At 64.4% G+C, this 20,268-nt stretch carries 19 protein-coding genes; 6 read left to right on the top strand and 13 right to left on the bottom strand.

Translation table 11 applies throughout. The features are described from left to right. Positions 1-5: 5 nt before the first annotated feature. The 9 genes from LB553_RS05700 to cpaB form a co-directional block, all read right to left on the bottom strand. Positions 6-1,178 carry a GGDEF domain-containing protein gene (locus LB553_RS05700; RefSeq protein WP_224511439.1) on the bottom strand — a complete coding sequence of 391 codons (1,173 nt, stop codon included), beginning with the start codon at positions 1,176-1,178 and terminating at the stop codon, positions 6-8. Positions 1,179-1,357: 179 nt separating this feature from the next. Beyond that, positions 1,358-1,831 carry a tetratricopeptide repeat protein gene (locus LB553_RS05695; RefSeq protein ID WP_224511438.1) on the bottom strand — a complete coding sequence of 158 codons (474 nt, stop codon included), beginning with the start codon at positions 1,829-1,831 and terminating at the stop codon, positions 1,358-1,360. A 190-nt stretch (positions 1,832-2,021) separates the two neighbouring features. Further along, positions 2,022-2,984, bottom strand: a complete 963-nt coding sequence (locus LB553_RS05690; RefSeq protein ID WP_224511437.1) for a type II secretion system F family protein — start codon at positions 2,982-2,984, stop codon at positions 2,022-2,024. A gap of 1 nt (position 2,985) precedes the next feature. Then, positions 2,986-3,951: a type II secretion system F family protein gene (locus tag LB553_RS30660; RefSeq protein ID WP_224511435.1), complete on the bottom strand. Its 966-nt coding sequence runs from the start codon at positions 3,949-3,951 to the stop codon at positions 2,986-2,988. A gap of 4 nt (positions 3,952-3,955) precedes the next feature. Then, positions 3,956-5,377: a CpaF family protein gene (locus tag LB553_RS05680; RefSeq protein WP_224511433.1), complete on the bottom strand. Its 1,422-nt coding sequence runs from the start codon at positions 5,375-5,377 to the stop codon at positions 3,956-3,958. Continuing rightward, a complete protein-coding gene (locus LB553_RS05675; protein WP_224511432.1) occupies positions 5,374-6,588 on the bottom strand; it encodes an AAA family ATPase in 1,215 nt (404 codons plus the stop codon). The genes LB553_RS05680 and LB553_RS05675 overlap by 4 nt, the downstream gene beginning before the upstream one ends. Positions 6,589-6,601: 13 nt before the next feature. Next, positions 6,602-6,868 (bottom strand): hypothetical protein, encoded by a 267-nt coding sequence (locus LB553_RS05670; protein WP_224511430.1) that lies wholly within the window; start codon positions 6,866-6,868, stop codon positions 6,602-6,604. A 3-nt stretch (positions 6,869-6,871) separates the two neighbouring features. Next, positions 6,872-8,311, bottom strand: a complete 1,440-nt coding sequence (locus LB553_RS05665; protein WP_224511428.1) for a type II and III secretion system protein family protein — start codon at positions 8,309-8,311, stop codon at positions 6,872-6,874. A gap of 29 nt (positions 8,312-8,340) precedes the next feature. Beyond that, entirely contained in the window at positions 8,341-9,255 is a 915-nt protein-coding gene (gene cpaB / locus LB553_RS05660) for a Flp pilus assembly protein CpaB (RefSeq protein WP_224511426.1), read from the bottom strand. A gap of 256 nt (positions 9,256-9,511) precedes the next feature. Here cpaB and parE point away from each other — a divergent pair, with 256 nt between their 5' ends. The 3 genes from parE to LB553_RS05645 all read left to right on the top strand — a co-directional run bounded on the left by parE (position 9,512) and on the right by LB553_RS05645 (position 14,211). Next, positions 9,512-11,566: a DNA topoisomerase IV subunit B gene (gene parE / locus LB553_RS05655; protein ID WP_224511423.1), complete on the top strand. Its 2,055-nt coding sequence runs from the start codon at positions 9,512-9,514 to the stop codon at positions 11,564-11,566. 43 nt (positions 11,567-11,609) lie between these two features. Beyond that, positions 11,610-13,691, top strand: a complete 2,082-nt coding sequence (locus LB553_RS05650) for an FUSC family protein (RefSeq protein ID WP_224511422.1) — start codon at positions 11,610-11,612, stop codon at positions 13,689-13,691. 82 nt (positions 13,692-13,773) lie between these two features. Continuing rightward, positions 13,774-14,211: a VOC family protein gene (locus tag LB553_RS05645; protein WP_224511420.1), complete on the top strand. Its 438-nt coding sequence runs from the start codon at positions 13,774-13,776 to the stop codon at positions 14,209-14,211. Positions 14,212-14,227: 16 nt separating this feature from the next. Here the strand turns inward: LB553_RS05645 and LB553_RS05640 are convergent, their stop codons facing one another. Beyond that, a complete protein-coding gene (locus LB553_RS05640) occupies positions 14,228-15,349 on the bottom strand; it encodes a DUF2336 domain-containing protein (RefSeq protein ID WP_224511418.1) in 1,122 nt (373 codons plus the stop codon). Between the two features lie 151 nt (positions 15,350-15,500). Here LB553_RS05640 and LB553_RS05635 point away from each other — a divergent pair, with 151 nt between their 5' ends. Then, positions 15,501-15,953 (top strand): MaoC family dehydratase, encoded by a 453-nt coding sequence (locus tag LB553_RS05635; RefSeq protein ID WP_224511417.1) that lies wholly within the window; start codon positions 15,501-15,503, stop codon positions 15,951-15,953. Next, positions 15,953-16,834 carry an HpcH/HpaI aldolase/citrate lyase family protein gene (locus LB553_RS05630; RefSeq protein ID WP_224511415.1) on the top strand — a complete coding sequence of 294 codons (882 nt, stop codon included), beginning with the start codon at positions 15,953-15,955 and terminating at the stop codon, positions 16,832-16,834. Before LB553_RS05635 ends, LB553_RS05630 begins: the two co-directional genes overlap by 1 nt. Before the next feature lie 2 nt (positions 16,835-16,836). Here LB553_RS05630 and LB553_RS05625 read toward each other — a convergent pair whose 3' ends face one another. Beyond that, positions 16,837-17,511 (bottom strand): methyltransferase family protein, encoded by a 675-nt coding sequence (locus LB553_RS05625; protein ID WP_224511413.1) that lies wholly within the window; start codon positions 17,509-17,511, stop codon positions 16,837-16,839. Between the two features lie 74 nt (positions 17,512-17,585). Continuing rightward, positions 17,586-18,170 carry a nitroreductase gene (locus LB553_RS05620; RefSeq protein ID WP_224511410.1) on the bottom strand — a complete coding sequence of 195 codons (585 nt, stop codon included), beginning with the start codon at positions 18,168-18,170 and terminating at the stop codon, positions 17,586-17,588. A 161-nt stretch (positions 18,171-18,331) separates the two neighbouring features. Here LB553_RS05620 and LB553_RS05615 point away from each other — a divergent pair, with 161 nt between their 5' ends. Next, on the top strand, positions 18,332-19,297 hold the full coding sequence (locus LB553_RS05615) for a hypothetical protein (RefSeq protein ID WP_224511408.1): 966 nt from the start codon (positions 18,332-18,334) through the stop codon (positions 19,295-19,297). Positions 19,298-19,306: 9 nt separating this feature from the next. On the opposite strand, the gene LB553_RS05610 is transcribed toward LB553_RS05615, so the two are convergent. Then, positions 19,307-20,248, bottom strand: a complete 942-nt coding sequence (locus LB553_RS05610) for a lysophospholipid acyltransferase family protein (protein WP_224511406.1) — start codon at positions 20,246-20,248, stop codon at positions 19,307-19,309. Positions 20,249-20,268 lie beyond the last annotated feature (20 nt).

Genomic DNA, 20,268 nt, shown 5'->3' with positions numbered 1-20,268 from the left:
TTTGCTCAGGCAGTCTTCAGGGCCGGCCCGGCATCGGGCCGGTCCGCTGCCAGCTGAGCAATGACGCGGTTGCGCCCGGCACGCTTGGCCGCATAAAGCGCGGCGTCTGCTTGCGCCAGCACCTCGTTCAAGGGGCGACCCGCGACCGAACCGAATCCCATGCCGCCGCTGACGCTGCTGCGCAGCGGGCCGCGATGGGTTGGAACGACCTCCGTGCCGAATGCGACACCGATCCGGCTTGCCATGTCATGCGCCTTTTCGGGCGTCACGCGCGACATGACGAGCGCGAATTCCTCGCCGCCCAAGCGGAAGGCGTCGACGCCGGCCCTGCCGTATTTCTTGATCACCGCCGCGAAGCGGCAAAGCACCTGGTCGCCGACGGGGTGGCCGAAGACGTCGTTGGTCATCTTGAAATGGTCGAGATCGAACATGGCGATCGCCATGAATGGACCGAAGCTGCGGTCGCCGTAAAGCTCGTTGAGCGCTCGGCGGTTCATCAGGCCGGTCAGCGGATCGGTCATCGTCTCGGCCTTGAGCTCGATCTGCGCCTGCAGATGGTGCAGCGAAAGCGTCAGCGCGCCGAGGCCTGTCATGCAGGCGACCGCGACGACGGAGTTCAGCCGCTCCGCCCAATTGTCGGGCGCCGCACCCAGCACCCACTGGCCTTGCACCAGCAGCGCCAGGTCACACAGCGCGAAGGACAAGCCGCAGGCGCCGCTGAGGAACGAGACGACGAGCAGGATCCGGCGGTCGTGATCCCCCTTCATCCAGAACATCGTCCCGATCGCCGCGAGCAGCGCCGTCACGGCCGCATAGGTGATCTGGAAGCCGATGCCGTCGAAACCGAGAAAAGTGACGATCGCGCAGGCAGCCATCGCGGCCAGCGTCGGCACGAGGACGCGGCGGTAGTCGCGAAAGCCGAGATACTGCATGGCCGACAGGCAGAGGACCAGGAAACCGAGGGTCAGCAGCGCGAGCACGATCTGGCACAGCCAGGGATCGGCATCCTTGCTATAGCCCCAGAAGCCGACGACATGGGCGACGAGCACCAGGATGCCGCAGGCGACCGTAAGGACGAAGCGCGCCCTCGGCGCGGTGAGCCAGATCGCGAACATGGTGATGCTGAGGCATATGCCCGACAGCGCCGCCGCAAGCAGAAGCGAACTGAAATCCAACATCCGTGAAGAACTGCCTCTAGCCTAGCCGGTGCCCGGATCCCCTCAATGTAGGCTGGCGGCGGCCGGCGCAAACCGTTTTCGGCCGATGCCCGGCGCTACCTCGACACAGGGTTTACAAAGCGTCGACATGTGAGGCGCAATCCCGTGGCGGTACACGGAATACGCGAACCCGCTGGGGATCAGCCCTTGTCGAGCAGCGCCAGATTGGCGTTGACCACCGTCTGGTCGGCCATGCCGGCCTTGGCCTCGAGCAGCAGCGCGCGCGCCCTTTTCTTGTTGCCGCGCAGAAGCTGCGAATAACCCATATTGTTGACGATCTGCGGCTTGCGCCCGGCGACCTTCAGAAGCTGCGCGTAGGCGCGGTCGGCGAAGTCGAAGCGGCCAAGCTCGTCATAGGATGCGGCAAGCCCCATCCAGGCCTCGGCATTGTCGGACTTGAGTTCGACCGCCTTGCGAAAATGCTGTTCGGCAAGGCCGAAATTCGCCTCGCGGAACTGCGCCTTGCCTTCGACCAAGTCGTTGGCGCTGACATCCTTGGCCACCGGCTGGATCGCCGTGGTCTTGGTCGTGTCGACGTTGTTGTTCGTCGTGCAGCCGGTAATCATCAAGACGGCCACCAACGCCGTCGCTGCCCTGGGAAGTCTCTGACGCATGCCCCTGCCCCATCGCCCGATTTGCCGGGTCGTTCTTCAGGAAAAAACTACAGGAAAGCGATTAAGCTTCGGTGCCGAAATGCAGCTAAAATTACGTTGCGCGCCAAGGATGCGTTAACCAGCGCTCGCGTCGGCTTTGAGGCATGTCGATATTCAGACCAGGCGGGCCTCACCTGAATATCGACGCACCTCAGTGTGCGCTCAGCTTCACGATGATCGGTATGATGGCGACCATCAGCACCACCGGCAGGATGCAGACCGTCACCGGGACCGACATCTTGGCCGGCAGGGCATGCGCCTTCTCCTCGGCCAGCGACATGCGCTTGTGCCGCATTTCGTCGGAAAAGACGCGCAGCGAGCCCGACAGGCTGGTGCCGAGCTCCTTGGATTGCTGCAGCAGCGTCGCGAAGGAGCGGACTTCGTCGAGGCTGAGGCGGTCGGCAAGCGCCTTCAGCGCATCGTCGAGGCTGCGCCCGGCCCGCAGTTCCAGCGACACCAGCATCAGGTTCTGGCTGAGCGACGGATAGGTCCTGGCAAGCTCCTTGGAGACCCGCTCGATACCGGCCTCCATGCTCATGCCGGCATCGGAACAGACGATCATCAAATCCATGAAATCGGGAAAGCCGTTGCGGTATTCGCGCATCTTGTCCCGAATTTTCTGCGTCAGCACCAGGCCCGGCAGGAAATAGCCGCCGGCGCCGGATAGGATGATGAAGGTCCAGCGGCTGGTCATGGTCGACTCGGCGCTGGCCGCCCAGTGGTTGATCAGGAATGAGCCGAGCGCCGCGCCGACCAGGATGGCGAAACGGATGAGGAAGAACATGCCGACGGCGCGCGGCTCCATGTAGCCGGCCTGGATGAGTTTCATGCGCAGCCGGGCGACATTTTCCGGATCGCTCTTGGCATAGAACTCCTGCGCCCGTTTCACCGCCTTCTCGCGCACGACATTGGTGCTCTTCTTGGGCGCGGGCTCCGCCTGCTCGGCCGGCTGCAATGTCTCCACCCTCAGCCGTCGCTTGACCTCGCCGCGATCGCCCTTGGCGAGCACCAGCGGCCATGCGACGGCACCGGCGCCCAACACAAGGAGCAGCACGGCGACCGGCACCAGCGAGGTCGGCGCGAGTGAGGCGAGGAAGCGGATGACGTCTTCCATCTCAGAACCTGAAATTCGACATCTTGAACATGATGGCGTTGCCGAGCAGCAGCCAGGCAATGGAGCCGCCCATCATGTACCAGGTCTTCGGCACGTCCCAGACATCCTGGTAGAATTGCGGCATCAGCACCATGATGGCGGTGAACAGAAGCACCGGCACCGCGGTCAGGATGTAAGCCGACATGCGCCCTTCCGTCGAAATGGCGCGCACCTTGCGGCGCAGCTTGCCGCGCTCGCGGATCGTCGCCGACAGGCCGTCGAGGATCTCGCGCAGATTGCCGCCCGAACTGCTCTGGATCGACACCGCCGTGACGAACAGCGGCAGGTCTTCATGGCCCACCCGGTCGAAGAGATTGTTCAGCGCCGAGACCAGGTCGGAGCCGTAGGTCACCTCGTCGGCGACGACGCCGAACTCGGTGCCGATCGGATCGGCCATCTCGCGCGCCACCATGGCGATCGCCACGGGCACCGGATGGCCGGCCTTCAGGCCGCGCGTGATGAGCTCCAGCGCCTCGGGCAATTGGATCCCGAACCGCTTGTGCCGGCGCTTGCGCATGAAGCGCATGACCATCACCGGCAGTACCGGCGACAGCACGACAAACAGGATGAGGCCGAACAGGAGCGGCAGGCCCTTCCAGATGCCTAAAAGCGCCAGCGCCGCGGCCACACCCGCGGTGATCGTCAGGAATTTCGGCAGCGGCATGGTCATGCCCGACTGCGTGCGCAGGGCGTGGAAGCGGTCGAGGGAAAAGATCGAGCTGCCACCGTCTATCCCGCGCTCCTTGCGCAGTTGGATCAGCACCTGTTCCTGGCTGATCTTATTCTCCGCGAGCCTCATGCGGCGGTTGATGGCCGTGCGCTTGTCGCTGCGCCCGGCATAGAGCAGGTAGCAACCCTCGGCGATCATAATGCCGGTGAGCGCCGCCGCGGCGTAAACGACATAGACCGGGCTGAATCCCTCGAACACCGGCCTAGTCCTGCGGCCGGCCGGGTTCGAAATACTTGCCCGGGAATTCGATGCCCATGTTGCGCAGGTCCTCGAGGAAGCGCGGGCGGATGCCGGTCGCTTCGAAGTGGCCGAGTATCTTTCCGTCCGCTTCCATGCCGGTGCGCACGAAGCGGAAGATCTCCTGCATCTGGATCACGTCGCCTTCCATGCCGGTCACCTCGGCGATGCTGGTCACCTTGCGCTTGCCGTCGGAAAGGCGCGTCAGTTGGACGATGATCTCGATGGCGCTGGATATCTGGCTGCGGATCGACTGCACCGTCATCGGCATGCCGGTCATGCCGAGCATCTGTTCCAGGCGCGAGATGGCATCGCGCGGCGTGTTGGCATGGATGGTGGCCATCGAGCCTTCGTGACCGGTGTTCATCGCCTGCAGCATGTCGAAGGCTTCCTCGCCGCGGCACTCGCCGAGGATGACGCGGTCGGGACGCATGCGCAGCGCGTTCTTGACCAGGTCGCGCTGCTTCAGTTCGCCGTGGCCCTCGATATTGGCGGGCCGCGTTTCCATGCGCGCGACATGCGGCTGCTGCAGTTGCAGTTCGGCGGCGTCCTCGATGGTGATCAGGCGCTCGTCTTCCGGGATGAAAGCCGACAGCGCATTGAGCATCGTCGTCTTGCCGGTGCCGGTGCCGCCGGAGATGATCGTGGTCTTGCGGGCATGCACCGCCGCCGCCAGCACCTCGGCCATGTTCTGCGTGATGGCGCCGAATTCGACGAGCTTGTGCAGGCCGAGCTTGTTTTTGGAGAATTTGCGGATCGACACCAGCGGCCCGTCGACGCCGACCGGCCGGATCGCAGCGTTGAAGCGGGAGCCGTCGAGCATGCGGGCGTCAACCATCGGCTGCGATTCATCGACGCGCCGGCCGACCGCAGCGACGATTTTATTAATGATTCGAAGCAGATGCGCCTCATCCTTGAACGGGATGTGAACCTGCTGCAGCTTGCCGCGCTTTTCGACGAAGCAGTTCTGGTGGCCGTTGATCAGGATGTCGTTGATCTCGGGGTCCTTGAGCAGCGGCTCCAGCGGGCCGAGGCCGACCATCTCGTCGACAATGTCGTCGACCAGCGCGTCGAGCTCTGCGTTGTTGATTGCCATGCGCTCATGGCGCGTTTTTTCAGAAACGAATTCATGCACCTGACGGCGCATTTCATCCCGGGGAAGCCGCTCCAGCGCGACCAGGTTGATCTCTTCGAGCAGCATACGATGGATACGCACGCGTGCGTCCAGCACCTTGTTGGCGCTCTTGGCGGGCGCCGCTTCAGGCTTCGGCGGCGCCGGCTTGCGAGTCGTCGGAATGATCACCGCATTGTGCGTGGTGGGCGCGGGCTCCGGCGCGCGCTGCGGACGAACATCGCGGTTCTGCAGGTTGGAGAAGCGGCTGCTCATCCTGCCTTCCTCTTCAGCAGGCCCTTGCCCAGGCCGAACAGCGATTTCGACTTGACCGTGGTCTGGATGGCCTCCTCCGGCAGGATGATCTTCTTCAGGTCGTTGACGACATTGGCATTGGGGTCGATGGCGTGCAGCGGCACGCCGCGATCGACCGCCTCGCGGACCAGCCGGTAGTTGTTGGAGATGCCGCCGACGAAATGCTCGCCGAGTATCTCCTGAACGTCCGCCTGCTTGATGCCGCTGTCGAACATCTTCTGCTCGAAGCGGTTGACGATGACGTTGGGCTTTACTTCCTTGCCGGCGGTCTCATAGACGGCCTGGATCAGGCGCTGCGTATGGCGCAGGCAGGGCACCGTCATCTCGGCGACGATATAGAGCTTGTTGGAACCCAGCAGCACCGTCTCGGTCCAGGGGAACCAGGTGCGCGGCATGTCGATGACGACATTGTCGAAATAAGCCGCCACGAGGTCGAGCATGCGCACCACGACATCGGTTTTGAACGAGCGCATTTCGGACGGGCGCGTGGGAGCGGCAAGCACGCAGAGCCCGCTCGCATGCTTGGACAGCATCACATCAAGCAATTGCCGGTCGAGGCGCTCCGGCTGGTTCTCGATTTCCGTGATGTCGAAGCGCGGCTCGAGGTCGAGATATTCGGCGCAGGCGCCCTGCTGGAAATTGAGGTCGACGACGCATGTCGAGGCGCCGCGCGTCACGGAATGATGCAGCTGGAAGGCCGTTTGCAAGGCAAGCGTTGTCGTGCCGACGCCGCCGGCTGCGGGCATGAACGTATAAATATGCGATTCGGTGTTCTCTTCCCGCCCCGGCCCTTGCAGCGCACGGATGACGGAACGCACGAGGTCGGCCGTGGTGATCGGCTTGACCAGGAAATCGGCGACCTTGAGCTGCACCAGGATGCGCACCGCAGCCGCGTTGAATTCCTGCGTGACGACGACCACCGGGACGCTGCCTTCCAGCCGCCGCATGACGCGCTGCAGCGACTCGATTTGCTCGAGCTTGGCCGCATCCATGTCGATGATGACCGTGCCGAAGGCCGCTTCGAGGATCTCGCCGCGCAGCTCGTTGACGCTCTTTTCCAGCGTCAAAAGCTCGATGACCTCGGAGGCCGCGAAAGCGGTCCGCGTGTCCTGCAGAAACGTCCTGTCCGTCGAAACGAGCAGGATCTTCTTCGTCTTGGTGCCAGATGCCATCGGCGTCAGCCCATCAGTTCGATGTGGTTGATGATGTCGTCGGCGCGGAGCCGGCTGTCGCGCCAACAGCAGCGCTCCCGGGACCCGGACGCTGGGCCGGCACCAGAAGCCTTGTGTTCTGCACGCCGTACTTCCATGGATCGACCATCTGCATGACAGTGTTGGATGCCTGCGCGTTGCCGGCCGCCAAGGTCACCCCTTCGGCGCGTACATAGTCATCGCTGGTGCAACCGCCGGCGAAACCGGCCAGGAGCAGAGCGATGCAGGCGGGGATGCGCATGGCTTAGTCCTTTGGCAGATCGAGGAAGTGGCCGGACGTGGCGGCAGCCACCGGGCGGGCGGCGCTGCCGTCTGCCAGCGCCACCGGACGCTTCGACGCCGAGGCGTCCACTTCCTCGGTGTTGTTCAGGAAGTAATCGGCGGGGCTTGCCGGCTGAGTGCCGTCGGTCGGCTCGACCATCTTCTTCGAGGGATCCACCGGCTTGACTAGGTAAGGCGTGACGATGATGACCAGATCGGTCTCGCGCCGCTGATAGGATTTCGAGGAAAACAGCGGACCGAGCACCGGCAGCTTGCCGATCCCCGGCACCCGCGACGTCGTGATGTCGTTCTGCGATTGCAGGAGGCCGGCGATCATGAAGCTCTGGCCGTTCTTGAGGTCGACCGATGTCCTGGCGCGACGCACGATGAAGGCCGGAATGGAAATGCCGCTGCTGACCTGGATGGAAGCGGACGGGTCGATCGAGGACACTTCCGGTGCGATGTCGAGGCTTACCAGCCCGTCCTTCAGCACCGTCGGCGTGAAATCCAGGCCGACGCCGTACTTCTTATAGGTGACGCTGATCTTGCCATTGTCCTCGGAAACCGGGATCGGGAACTCGCCGCCGGCAAGGAAGCTCGCGGTCTGCCCCGAACGCGCAATCAGGTTCGGCTCCGCCAGCCGCCGCGCAAGGCCGCGTTCCTCCAAAGCCTTGATCGCGATGTCGATCGAAACGCCGTTCGACAGCAGGCTGCCGATGATCTCGCCTGTTCCGGCAGCCGGCAGGTCTCCCCCACCCGGGTTGAGCACGACTTTGCGGTTGCCGATGCCATAGGCGAAATTGGCGGCATATTTGGCGCCGAGGTCCTGGCCGGCCTGACGGTTGATCTCGACGAAGCGGACGTTGAGCTGCACCTGCTGCGAGGACGAGATGTTGACCGAGTTGATGACTTCCTCGTTGCCGGAAAAGCGCGACGCAATCTTGCTGGCCTTGTCGGCGGCGACCGCATCATCGGCCTCGCCCGACAGCACGACGCGCCCGTTTGCCGAGCCGACCTTGATCTTGGCGTCGGGCACGCTGGCGCGGATGGTGCTGGCCAGTTGGTCGGTATCCAGCGTCACCTCGATGTCGATGGTGCCGACAAGCTGCTTGTTCTGGTCGAACAGGGCAATGCCGGTGGTGCCCAGATTGTTGCCCAGCACATAGAAGGACTTGTCGGTCAGCGGGTTGACGTTCGCGATCTCCGGATCGCCGATGACGATCTGGTAGAAGGCGGCGCTCGTCATGATCGTCTTCGGCTTGCCCTTGGCGACCTTGATCGAGGCGTTCTTGTTCGCCGAGACATAGACGACGTCATTGCCCGCCCTTGCCGGCGCGGCGACGCCAAGCATTGCCGCCGCCAGCGCGATCGCGCCGAGAAGACGCCATCCGCCGGTCGTCCGAAATGCATCAAACCCGAACATCTTGCCCCGTCCCCGCCGGTCCCCACCGGCTATTGCTGCAGTTCCTGCGGCGGTTGCCGCGAAGGAACCTTGTATTCCTCGACCTTGTCGCCGCGCGTTACGATCACCGTCTTGAATTTCGGCTCGTCCTGGTCCTTCGTCACCGCATTGACGAGCGAGGCCGCGCTTGCCTGCGCGCTTGCCGCAACCGAACCGCCGAACGACGAGATGGTCGTCAGCCCGCTTTTGCCGTCACTGGCGTCGGCCGCGGACCGTAAGGACAGCGACAAGGTGCCGACGGTGCGGGCGAGCGCCACTTTCTGCGCCCCTTCGTTGGTCACCTCGATGGTCACCGAATTGGCGACTTGCGGCTCGGTCTTGCGTTCGTCGGCGCCCTGCCCGACCGAAAGCACCTTGACGTCGGCAACGACGACCTCGGACGTCACCGTCGAGCCGGCAGCCCCTTGAGCATTCTTGGATACTTCCTGGATGTCTCCCGCATCACGCGTCAGCACGACGTCGACGCGGTCTCCCGGCGTGATGAAACCGCCGACGCCGGCGATCTCGTCGGTGCGGATGGTGACGGCCCGCATTCCCGGCGACAGCATGTTGGAAAGGGTGGCGCGCCCGTTCGGTCCCGACAGCTTGGTGAGCAAGACCGGCTCGTTGACCTCTATCGGTGACAGCACGACCCGGCTGCCGTCGGCGAGCAGCTTGTCGATGGTCGGGAAGGCACCTTGCGGCACGGAATCCTGCGGCCACGGAATCTCGGCGAGCTGCGGTCGACCGAGCTCCATGCCGTAGCGCAGCGGCGCTTGCGCCACCACGATGGTCTTGAACTCGACCTTGGGCTGCTGCGGCGCGGCAACGACCTTGACCTCAGGCTGAGCCTTCGCCTGGCTTTTGACCCAGAAATCCGCGGCAAAGATCGAGATCGCGCCGAAAACGGCGGCGATGCCGATCATGGTTATGGCCCTGCCCCTCACAATGGAACCCCTGACGCCCGTGGTCTTTTGTTGGTTGGGCCTCACGCTAGGCGTTAATGTTAAAGAATCAGGAATCCCGCGACCCGCCAATTGCCCTATTTCGGCCGGCTTGGTTATCGAATGGTTTTGGAACAAGAGACAGTTTGAATCCCTGAACGGAACAGGAACCTCGTTCGCCCGCCAAAAGCGTGGCAGTATCGAGGAGTGATTCGCAGTACCGGATTTAATGGCTAGCATGGACGACACCAGCGATCTTTTTGGCACCCCGGAAAAGCAGCCGCAGCAAGTGCGCGCGCCCTCGCGGCCCGCCGATCCGCTGGTGCAGGCCGCGAAGCGTTCCACCGCCACCCGCGACGGCAGCGAAAGCTACAGCGCCGCCGACATCGAGGTGCTGGAAGGGCTCGAGCCGGTGCGCCGCCGTCCGGGCATGTATATCGGCGGCACCGACGACAAGGCGATGCATCACCTGTTCGCCGAGGTCATCGACAATTCGATGGATGAGGCGGTGGCCGGCCACGCCACCTTCATCGACGTCGAGCTTTCCGCCGACGGCTTCCTGACCGTGACCGACAATGGTCGCGGCATCCCGGTCGATCCGCATCCGAAATTCAAGAAGCCGGCGCTCGAAGTCATCATGACGACGCTGCATTCGGGCGGAAAGTTCGACTCCAAGGTCTATGAGACTTCCGGCGGCCTGCACGGCGTCGGCGTTTCGGTCGTCAATGCGCTGTCGGACCACCTTGAGGTCGAGGTCGCGCGGGGTCGCCAACTTTACCGCCAAAGATTCTCCCGCGGCGTCCCGGTCAGCGGGCTCGAACACCTCGGCGAGGTTCACAACCGCCGCGGCACGCGGACCCGCTTCCATCCCGACGAGCAGATTTTCGGCAAGGGCGCTGCCTTCGAGCCGGCGCGGCTTTACCGCATGACGCGCTCGAAGGCCTATCTGTTCGGCGGTGTCGAGATCCGCTGGACCTGCGATCCGTCGCTGATCAAGGACAAGGACCAGACGCCGGCCAAGGCCGAGTTCCATTTCCCCGGGGGCCTTAAAGATTATCTCAAGGCGACGCTGGGCGACGAATTCCAGGTCACGCGCGAGGTTTTCGCAGGGAAGAGCGACAAGCAGGGCGGCCACGGTTCGCTTGAATGGGCCGTCACCTGGTTCGGCGGCGATGGTTTCCTCAACTCCTATTGCAACACCATTCCGACCCCCGAGGGCGGCACGCATGAGGCAGGCTTCCGCAACGTGCTGACGCGCGGACTGCGCGCCTATGCCGACCTCATCGGCAACAAGCGCGCCTCGATCGTCACCACCGACGACGTGATGATCTCTGCCGCAGGCATGCTGTCGGTATTCATCCGCGAGCCGGAATTCGTCGGTCAGACCAAGGACAGGCTGGCGACGATCGAGGCGATGCGCATCGTCGAGAACGCCATCCGCGACCCGTTCGACCATTGGCTGGCCGACAATCCGCAGGAAGCCTCGAAGCTTCTCGACTGGGTCATCGCGCGCGCCGACGAGCGCGTTCGGCGCCGCCAGGAGAAGGAAGTCTCGCGTAAGAGCGCCGTGCGCAAGCTGCGCCTTCCGGGCAAGCTCGCCGATTGCACCCAGAACGCCGCCGCCGGCGCCGAGATCTTCATCGTCGAGGGTGACTCGGCCGGCGGCTCGGCCAAGCAGGCGCGCGACCGCGCCAGCCAGGCAGTGCTCCCGCTGCGCGGCAAGATCCTCAACGTCGCTTCCGCCGGCAACGACAAGCTTGCCGCCAACCAGCAGATTTCCGACCTGATCCAGGCGCTCGGCTGCGGCACGCGCTCGAAATACCGCGATGAGGATCTGCGCTACGACCGCGTGATCATCATGACCGACGCCGACGTCGACGGCGCGCACATCGCTTCGCTGTTGATCACCTTCTTCTATCAGGAGATGCCGAACCTGATCCGCGGCGGCCATCTCTACATGGCCGTGCCGCCGCTCTATTCGATCCGGCAAGGCGGCAAGGTCGGCTATGCCCGCGACGACGCGCATAAGGACGAGTTGCTACGCACCGAGTTCGCCGGACGCGGCAAGGTCGAGATCGGCCGCTTCAAGGGCCTGGGCGAGATGATGGCCTCACAGCTCAAGGAGACCACGATGGATCCGAAGAAGCGCACGCTTCTGAGGGTTGATGTGATCGATGCCGAGCAGGCCACCAAGGATGCCGTCGACGCGCTTATGGGCACCAAGCCCGAGGCGCGTTTCCGCTTCATCCAGGAGCGCGCCGAATTCGCCGAGACGGACGTGCTGGATATCTGAACGCCGTCCGGTCCATAACAGGCTCCGGCATGGAGACGGGCATGTGACCTGGGCGCGGCTGAAAGAGCTTGCCGAGATACCATTAAGGGGCCTGACACAGCCGACCCGTTCGGATTGGATATTCGCCTTACGCACGGTTTCGGCGGGGCTGATCGCGCTTCTTGCCGCCTACGCGCTGAAGCTCGACCATCCGCAATGGGCGATGATGACGGTGTTCATCGTCGCGCAGCCGGTGGCCGGCATGGTGCTGGCGAAGGGCTTCTACAGGCTGCTCGGCACGCTGGCGGGCGGTCTTGCCGCTATCGGCATCACATCGCTGTTCGGCGCCAATCCGTGGCTGCTGGTCACCGTGCTGGCGCTCTGGATCGGCGTCTGCACGCTCGTCTCGTCGCTGTTGCGCAACCCGGAAGCCTATGGCGCCGCCCTTGCCGGCTATACGGCGATGATCATCAGCCTGCCGGCCCTTGGACAGCCGCATATCGTCGTCGAGCTGGCGATCGCGCGGTGCGCCGAGATCGTTCTCGGCATCGTCTGCGCCGGCGTCACCAGCCGGCTGATCCTGCCGAAGCTCGCCGCCGACGCCATCATCTCCCGGCTGAAGCGCAGCATTCTCGACCTCGCCGAATATGCCGGTGGCGCCTTTTCCGATGGCGATCCGGCAAGCCTTGCCGCGCTCCAGCGCAAGCTGATCGCCGATGCCCAGACCCTCGCGGAGATGCGCACCTATGCGCGGCTGGAGGCGCCGAGCTTCGCCACCAGCGCCCACCCGGTGCGGCGCACGATCGGCCAGCTTCTGTGGGCGCTTTCCGCGGCGCGCGCCCTGCACAGCCACCGCAGGCCGAAGAACGCAGCGCTCATTCCCATGCGCAGCGAATTGAAAGCCTTCGTCGGTGAACTGGCGGCGACGCCCGGCGCGCTCGATGACACAGGGCCATGGGTGGCACGGCTCGACGCGATCGCGAGCAAGGCCAGGGAGATGCCCGACCTGCCCAACGATACCGGTCCCTACGATAACGGCGAAGACAAAGTCGGCACCATCACCCGACTGACCATCGCCGGCGATTTCGCCGAGGCGCTGAAGCAGGTGATGCGCGGCCTTGACGCACTCCGGTCGCCCGTCTCCCGCAAATCGAGCGAGCGAGGCCAGCCGGCCTTGGTCGTCCACCGCGACTACCAGGCCGCATGGCGCAATGCCGTGCGCGCCGCGCTGGCGACGTTGCTCGTGGCGATCTTCTGGCTGACGACCAAATGGTCGGAAGCGGCCGGCACCGTCATCCTCGTCGCCGTCGTCTCCAGCCTGTTCGCATCGCGCCCCGATCCCGTGCAGTCCGCCTGGGGCTTCTTCACCGGAACGCTGATCGCGCTGCCTTTTGCCTTTCTGGTCGGCCAGGTCGCGCTGCCGGCGCTGCCGGGCTTCGGCTGGTTCACGCTCTTCGTCGTGCCGATCCTGGTGCCTGCGGCGCTCGGCATGGCCAATCCGCGTCATGTTGGCGTCGCCACCGCCTTCGCGATCAACTTCCTCGCCTTCCTCAGCCCGCATCAGCAGATGATCTATGATCCCGGGCCGTTCTTCGCCGGCTCGGCCTCGATTCTGGTCGGCATCCTGATTGCCATCGGCGTCTTCATCGTCGTGCTGCCGGCCGATCCCTGGGTCACCGTTGAGCGAATCTCGCAGGCGATGCGTGAGGATTTGGCGCGGCTTTGCCTGCATGAACGCATCCCCCGGCGTTCGGCGTTCGAAAGCCTCGCCTACGACCGGATCAACCAGTTGATGCCGCAGGTGCAGCAGACGGGCCGCAAGGGCGACCCCATGCTTGGCGGAAGCATCGCCGCCGTCACCGTCGGGCTGGAGGTGCTGCGGCTGCGCCAGGCGCAGTTGAACTCCGCCGTCCCGCACGAAACGGTCGAATCCATCGGCAATTTCATGCGCGGCCTGGCGCGCGAATTGCTGTTTCGGCGCCCGGGCGAGCCGCAGACCGCGACCGTCGCGGTGGCGAGGCAATATGCGGCCAGCATCGCCCAACGCAGCGATCGGCTCGAAATGCTGCAGATCGCCGCCTCGCTGCGTATCATTGCCGCGGCGATGGAGGACTATCCGGATTTCTTCGCGAAGGGTCGCGTATAGCCAGCTCGGGACGAGCCCGGTTTCCGACCCCTTCCGGGAATAGGTCCTTGTTAGACTGGTAGACACCTTTTAGGTTGGACACATGGCGCTCAAACGGATGGATAATGTCGGAATTGTCGTCAATGACCTCGACAGGACGGTCGATTTCTTTCGCGAGCTCGGCCTTGAACTCGAAGGGCGTGCCGCGATCGAAGGAGAATGGGCCGGGCGTATCACCGGGCTCGGCGATCAGCATGTCGAGATTGCCATGATGCGCACGCCTGACGGCCACAGCCGGCTCGAACTGTCCCGCTTCATCACGCCGCCTGTTGTCGCGGATCACCGCAACGCCCCGGTGAACGCATTGGGCTATCTCCGCGTCATGTTCGCCGTGGACGACATCGATGACACGCTGGAGAGGCTCCGCAAGCGCGGCGCCGAGCTCGTCGGCGAAGTCGTCCGGTACAAGGACGCGTATCGCCTCTGCTACATCCGTGGGCCTGAAGGGCTTCTCATCGGCCTCGCCCAGGAACTCAGTTGAGACCTGATGTGTGTCCTTAGGCGGCGGCGATGGCCAGTGCATGTCCGCGGGCGTTTTCGCGCAGCGCGTCGAGATGGATCGACTTCACCAGCCCGGCAAGATCGCCCTCCGCCGATTGGCCGCCGAGCTCCTTCAGCATCAGCCAGCTCACTTCCTGCACGCCAGCCACACGCCGGCCGTTGGCGACCTCGCGCCAGACTTTCAGCGCGCGCAGGATGATGCCATGCGTGGCCGGCGCTAGCCCGGCGCTACGGAACAGCGCCTGCAGCGCCATGTCGTGCCCGCCGGCGAGAAGCGCGGTCACCCGCTGCTCGGATTGCCGGGCTAAAGCCACCAGCGCCGAGCCGAAGAAGTCCACCTTGCCATGCGCGATAGTGCGAATGATGAAACCAGCGGTGAGGTCACCGCGCAGCCGCAGATGCTCGATCAGCGCGGCATGCTCTTCCATGCGCGTTCCCTCGATCAGCGTGACCGAGGCCTTCACGCAGGCATCGCGCATGACGCGATCGGCACGCGCCGCCCCCATCATCGCCAGCACCAGGGGCGATCCTTTCAGGGTCTCGCCGAGCTTGACCAGCAGCATGTGCCGGCAGTCGGCAGGCAGGCGCCGATCGGCGATCAGCGCCTCGCGCACCAGCGGCAGGTGGCCATGCCGCTCGGCCATGCGGCGGAAGCTGAGCGAAGCAATCTCGGCACCGCTGTTGCTAATCAGCACGGCGCAGGCTTCCGGTTCGCCGATCTCGGCGATTGCCGCCGCAAGCGACATCGACACCACCGGTCGGTTGGCAATCAGCTTCTGCGTCGCCTTCTGGCCGCAGGCGACGCGCTCGACCAGGTCGGCATCGGTAAGCAGCGGCGAACGCGCGAGCACCAGCGCCGCCACTTCCGGCTGGTCGGCGGCCAGAGCGCTGATCACCTGCGGCGGCGCGTGATGGCTCATCGACAGCGCCTCGGCAAGCGCCAGGCGCACCTTGGAGGAAGCGTCGTCCAGAAGCAGCGTCAGCGCCGCCTCTGCAGCGCAGCGATCCTCGAACGGCAGATCGGCATTGATATAGGCGCGCGCCAACGCGCTCGCGGCGGCGGCGCGCTCGGAAACCCTTGCCGTATCAACCCATTTTAGAAAGTGCGAAACAATCATACTGACCAGCTACGCCCTCGCCGGAAAGATCCGGCCCCGTCGTCAACGGTAGGCTGGAAATGGTTTACGAACGGTTCACCATGTTTCTTAACCGGCTTGATGGGGGCGCAGCCAACGCCTATCAAGCTACGACATTGGAGGAGATCAAACGATGGCCGGGCTTTATCTGGAAGAGTTTGTCGTCGGCCATGTCTTCCACCACACGCTGCGCAAGACCGTGACCGAGAGCGACAACATGCTGTTTTCGGTGATGACGCTGAACCCGCAGCCTTTGCACATCGATTTCGACTTTGCCGCGAAAACCGAATGGGGCAAGCCGCTGGTGAATTCGCTGTTCACGCTCGGCCTGATGATCGGCATCTCGGTGAACGACATCACCGTCGGCACCACGGTCGCCAATCTCGGCATGAAGGAAACGGTGTTCCCGCACCCCGTCTTCCACGGCGACACCATCCGGGTCGAGACGACGGTCGTCTCCGTGCGCGACTCCAAGTCGAAACCCGATCGCGGCATCGTCGAGTTCGAGCACCGCGCCTATAATCAGAATGACGTTCTTGTCGCCAAATGCACCAGGCAGGCGATGATGCTGAGGAAGACGGCCTGATGCGCTCGCTGCTGTTCGTGCCCGGCGATTCCGAACGCAAGCTGGAAAAGGGCTTCGAGGCCGGCGCCGACGTGGTCATCGTCGATCTCGAGGATTCGGTCGCCGCCGCCGGCAAAATGGCGGCGCGCGTGACCGCGGCCGGCTTCATCTCCAGCCAAAGGCACCGGACGGGCTCGGCCATCTATGTGCGGGTCAACGATCTTTCCACCGGCCTGACAGACGACGACCTTGCGGCTCTTGTCCCGGCCAAGCCCGACGGCATCATGCTGCCGAAGTCAAACAGCGGGCAGGACGTCCAGCAACTGGCGGCAAAGCTGCGCGTGCATGAGGCCGAGAACGGGCTGCCGGACGGCGCCATAAGCATCCTGCCGATCATCACCGAGACCGCGGCGGGCGTGCTGGCGGCGGCGAGCTATGCCGGAACGAGCGCGCGGCTTGCCGGCCTGACCTGGGGCGCGGAGGACTTGTCCGCGGCGATCGGCGCGCGTTCTACCCGCGACGAGAGGGGCCGCTACACCGACGTGTTTCGCCTGGCGCGCACCATGACCATTCTGGCGGCGGGCGCGGCCGAAGTGGCTGCGATCGACACCGTCTTTCCCGATTTCCGCGACATGGCCGCCTTCGAGGCCGAATGCCGCGAGGCCGAGCGCGACGGCTTCACCGGCAAGATGGCGATCCATCCGGCGCAAGTGCCGGTCATCAACGCCGCCTTCACACCGTCCGCCGAAGCGGTCGCGCGATCACGGGCGATCGTCGATGCCTTCGCGGCGGCGGGAAATCCGGGCGTCGTCGGCATCGACGGCAAGATGTATGACAGGCCGCATCTGCGGCTGGCCGAGCGTTTGCTGGCTCGCGCCAGGGCGGCAGGCAGCCTTGCCTGAGCTTACCAGACCATCGGGATCAGTTTGTAGCGCACGCGCGCGGCGTAATCGTCATAGCCTTGCAGGCCGGTTCGCAACGTCTTTTCCTCGATGAAGGTGCGGATGGCGAGCAGGACGATGAAGGCGAGGACCGATGCCAGCCCCCACCAGGAGCCGAGCAGCAGCGCCGTGCCGGCGAAATAGAGTATGGCGCCTGCATACATAGGGTGGCGGATATAACCGTATGGACCGGTGGTGATCACCTTCTGTCCACGCTCGTCCTGGATCTTCACGACAGGCGCAGCGAAGCTGTTTTCCAGCATCGTGAGATAGCAGACCCAGATTCCGACGAGCAGGACCAGCACGCCGATCACCTGCACCCAGACGGGAGCTGGCGACCAGCCGAAACGGAAGTCGAGCTCCATCAGGACCAGCCAGGCGAAGATGCCGAGCAGCAATATGCTCAGCAATATCTTGTCGGCCGCTGTCTGGGTCTTCTGGATCGGCGGGCGGAGACGCTCATTCATCAGGCCTGGATCGCGCCGGGCGAGCGCCACGCCCATGGTAAGGCTCAGTCCGACCATCACGACCGTGTACACCCAGGCTCCGGTCCAGCGCAGCGTGCCTGCCGACAGAAACAGCAGCGCGCCCATGATGCCGAACCATACGAATGTCTGGAAAACCAATCTCGAGATCATGACCAACCTTCCGTGACGTCCCCCGCCGCTATTGGCCGCCCGCCGCGCCGTTCCTCCGAAAACCACAAATAGTCCTAACCCGCCCAGGGACCGGCGTAATCGGCATAGAGCTTCGCCGGATCGGGCCGGGGCCGCTCCGGCGCGGGCCCTTGATAGGAACCGATATGGACAAAGCCGATGACGCGCTCCTGCGGCGAGAGCCCGAGGATCGCCCTGCCCTCCGGCACGTCGGAATACCAGTTGCTGATCATGTTGGTGCCGTAGCCCAGCGCGTTGGCCGCGATCATCAGGTTCATAGCGGCCATGCCGCCCGACAGGAACATCTCCCATTGGGGGATTTTCGGGCTCTCCTTCGGCACCGACACCACGCCGATCACCAGCGGCGCGCGCGAGAAGCGCGCCAGTTCCTGATTGCGCTTGCCTTCCGGCAGCGGCCCCTCGCGCTGCTCGGCAAGTGCTGCCAGCTTCTTGCCGATCTCGACGCGCGCCTCGCCGCGATAGAGGATGAATCGCCAAGGCTCGAGCCGGCCGTGGTCGGGGACGCGCGACGCCGCCGCGATCATCGTCGCGATCTCGGTATCGCTCGGCGCCGGCTCCTTGAGGTCGGGGATCGGCGCGGAATTGCGGGTGAGCAGGAAGTCGATGATCGGCGACGCCATGGGCGCAAGTCTCCTGAAGACATTCGATTTTGAGCTGAAGCACGCCATCGGGAGGTCGGGCGGCTCGGGCGGTGGCGTTTTGCGCCGATAAGAAGCCGCCGCGCCGGGCGGCACGCTTCTAGGCCTTGAAATTGCCACCGCCTTGGGCTTCAACGCAAGGCATGTTTGAGGGGTACCTGCGCCTTTTCGTGATCGCACTCGTCGCTGCGTTGTTCGCGGTGCCGGTTTCCTTCGCGCTCGCCCAGAACGCCAACGACGTCAGCGACATCAAGCTTCCAGGCATTTCGAGCTACGCGACGCCGAAGACAGGAGGACCGCTGGCGCTCGGCAATGGCGGCGCCATCACGCTGTCGGCGCAGTTGACCGACAAAGGCGCCGACATCACCCGCGGCATCGTCTGGCGGGTCTTCAGGCCGCAGCCCGCCAGCGACGGCAAGCTGCCGATGGTGGCATCTGCCCATGGCGGCACGGCCGTGTTCCAGCTCGACCCCGGCAGCTATCTTGTCCATGCCTCCTACGGACGCGCCGGCGCCACCAAGCGCATCACGGTCGGCAAAGAGGCAAAGCGCGAAAGCCTCGTGCTCGACGCCGGCGGCCTGAAGCTCGACGCGGTGACGTCGGGCGGCGCGCCCATCCCGCCGAAGAAATTGCGCTTCTCGATCTATGAAGGCCAAGCCGCGGCCAATGGCGACCGGGCGCTGATCGCCCCCGACGTCGCGCCGAACACGGTGGTGCGGCTGAACGCCGGCACCTACCATGTCGTCTCCACCTACGGCGCGGTCAACGCTGTGATCCGCTCCGACATCCGCGTCGAGGCCGGCAAGCTGACGGAAGCGACCGTGGAGCACCGGGCCGCCGAGATGACGATGAAGCTGGTGCGCGAGCCCGGCGGCGAAGCCATCGCCGACACGTCCTGGTCGCTGCTCAACGAGAGCGGCGATCCGATCAAGGAAGCGGTCGGCGCCTTCGCCTCGATGGTGCTGGCCGAGGGGCAGTACACCATCATCGCCAAGAACCGCGACCGTATCTACCAGAAGGATTTCACGGTCGTTGCCGGCCAGAACCAGGAAATCGAGGTCGTGGCCAACGAACAGTCCGCCATCGACCCCGAGGAAGGCGCGGACTAGTCACTTTATTCAGGCCGCCTTGCGCATCCGCTTCGGCAGGAACGGCACGCGGGCACGCTGCGCCGCCGGGACGGCCAGATCGAACACCGCACGATAGAGGCGATCGAGCAGCACCTTGCGGTCGCGCAGCGGCTCGAGGTCGCTCCAGCTCAGCACGTCGCCGATGCGCACCTCGATCGCCTTGCCCGACAGGCGGGCGAATTCGCGGATGAGCAAGGAGGTGCGCAATGTCAGCGATGCCTTGCCGATGAACTTCGCCACGCGGCTGTCGCGCTCGGCCATGTTCATCGGGCCGCTGACGAGATGGAACAGGCGGCCGTTCTGGCCGGAGAAATGCATCGGGATGACCGAGGCCTTGGCGTCCTGAACCAGCTTGGCCGGGAACATCTTCCACGGCAGGTCGACGGCGCGGCCGAAACCCTTGGGCGCTGTGGCGACGCCGCCGGCCGGGAACACGACGATGGTGACACCTTCCTTCAACAGCCGCACCGCTTCATGGCGCACCGCCATGTTGTTCTTCAGCGCTTCCTTGGTCTCGGAGAAATCGATCGGCAGCGAATATGACTCCATCTCGCGGATCCTGAGCAGATCCTTGTGGATCATGACCCGGAACGGCCGGCCCAGTTGCTCGACCAGCGACAGCACCGCAATGCCGTCGCCGATGCCGAAAGGATGGTTGGCGACGATCACCAGCGGCGTGTCCGGCAGCGCCGCCGGCGGCCATTGCACGGCGTTGCGGACCTTGACGTCGATCAATTCCAGCATGCGGCTGAATACGCGGTCGCCGGTCGGCACAACCTGGCGGCGCCAGAAATCGTAGAGCACGGCGAAGCGGTCGCGACCCGACAGGCCCTCGACCGAATGGATGAACCAGCGCGTCAGCACCGGTTGATGCGGGTTCGCATAGGAGAGCTCGGGAAACCGTCTTTCCCGCAGTTTCAACTTGAGCATGGCGGCTCGTTACAGGGCTG

The organism is Mesorhizobium sp. CA8, assembly GCF_020164955.1.
Taxonomy (GTDB): Bacteria; Pseudomonadota; Alphaproteobacteria; order Rhizobiales; family Rhizobiaceae; genus Mesorhizobium.
Note: the sequence above shows the minus strand (reverse complement) of the source record. Positions and strands in the feature narration are given on the sequence as shown.

Coding starts and splice junctions, on each gene's coding strand:
- LB553_RS05630 (WP_224511415.1), top strand. CDS start 15,953: ATGCGCTCGCTGCTGTTCGTGCCCGGCGATTCCGAACGCAAGCTGGAA.
- LB553_RS05610 (WP_224511406.1), bottom strand. CDS start 20,248: ATGCTCAAGTTGAAACTGCGGGAAAGACGGTTTCCCGAGCTCTCCTAT.
- LB553_RS05690 (WP_224511437.1), bottom strand. CDS start 2,984: ATGGAAGACGTCATCCGCTTCCTCGCCTCACTCGCGCCGACCTCGCTG.
- LB553_RS05670 (WP_224511430.1), bottom strand. CDS start 6,868: ATGCGCATCCCCGCCTGCATCGCTCTGCTCCTGGCCGGTTTCGCCGGC.
- LB553_RS05620 (WP_224511410.1), bottom strand. CDS start 18,170: ATGGCGTCGCCGATCATCGACTTCCTGCTCACCCGCAATTCCGCGCCG.
- LB553_RS05700 (WP_224511439.1), bottom strand. CDS start 1,178: ATGTTGGATTTCAGTTCGCTTCTGCTTGCGGCGGCGCTGTCGGGCATA.
- parE (WP_224511423.1), top strand. CDS start 9,512: ATGGACGACACCAGCGATCTTTTTGGCACCCCGGAAAAGCAGCCGCAG.
- LB553_RS05675 (WP_224511432.1), bottom strand. CDS start 6,588: ATGGCATCTGGCACCAAGACGAAGAAGATCCTGCTCGTTTCGACGGAC.
- LB553_RS05625 (WP_224511413.1), bottom strand. CDS start 17,511: ATGATCTCGAGATTGGTTTTCCAGACATTCGTATGGTTCGGCATCATG.
- LB553_RS05665 (WP_224511428.1), bottom strand. CDS start 8,311: ATGTTCGGGTTTGATGCATTTCGGACGACCGGCGGATGGCGTCTTCTC.
- LB553_RS05640 (WP_224511418.1), bottom strand. CDS start 15,349: ATGATTGTTTCGCACTTTCTAAAATGGGTTGATACGGCAAGGGTTTCC.
- LB553_RS05635 (WP_224511417.1), top strand. CDS start 15,501: ATGGCCGGGCTTTATCTGGAAGAGTTTGTCGTCGGCCATGTCTTCCAC.
- LB553_RS05695 (WP_224511438.1), bottom strand. CDS start 1,831: ATGCGTCAGAGACTTCCCAGGGCAGCGACGGCGTTGGTGGCCGTCTTG.
- LB553_RS05615 (WP_224511408.1), top strand. CDS start 18,332: ATGTTTGAGGGGTACCTGCGCCTTTTCGTGATCGCACTCGTCGCTGCG.
- LB553_RS05645 (WP_224511420.1), top strand. CDS start 13,774: ATGGCGCTCAAACGGATGGATAATGTCGGAATTGTCGTCAATGACCTC.
- LB553_RS05680 (WP_224511433.1), bottom strand. CDS start 5,377: ATGAGCAGCCGCTTCTCCAACCTGCAGAACCGCGATGTTCGTCCGCAG.
- cpaB (WP_224511426.1), bottom strand. CDS start 9,255: ATGATCGGCATCGCCGCCGTTTTCGGCGCGATCTCGATCTTTGCCGCG.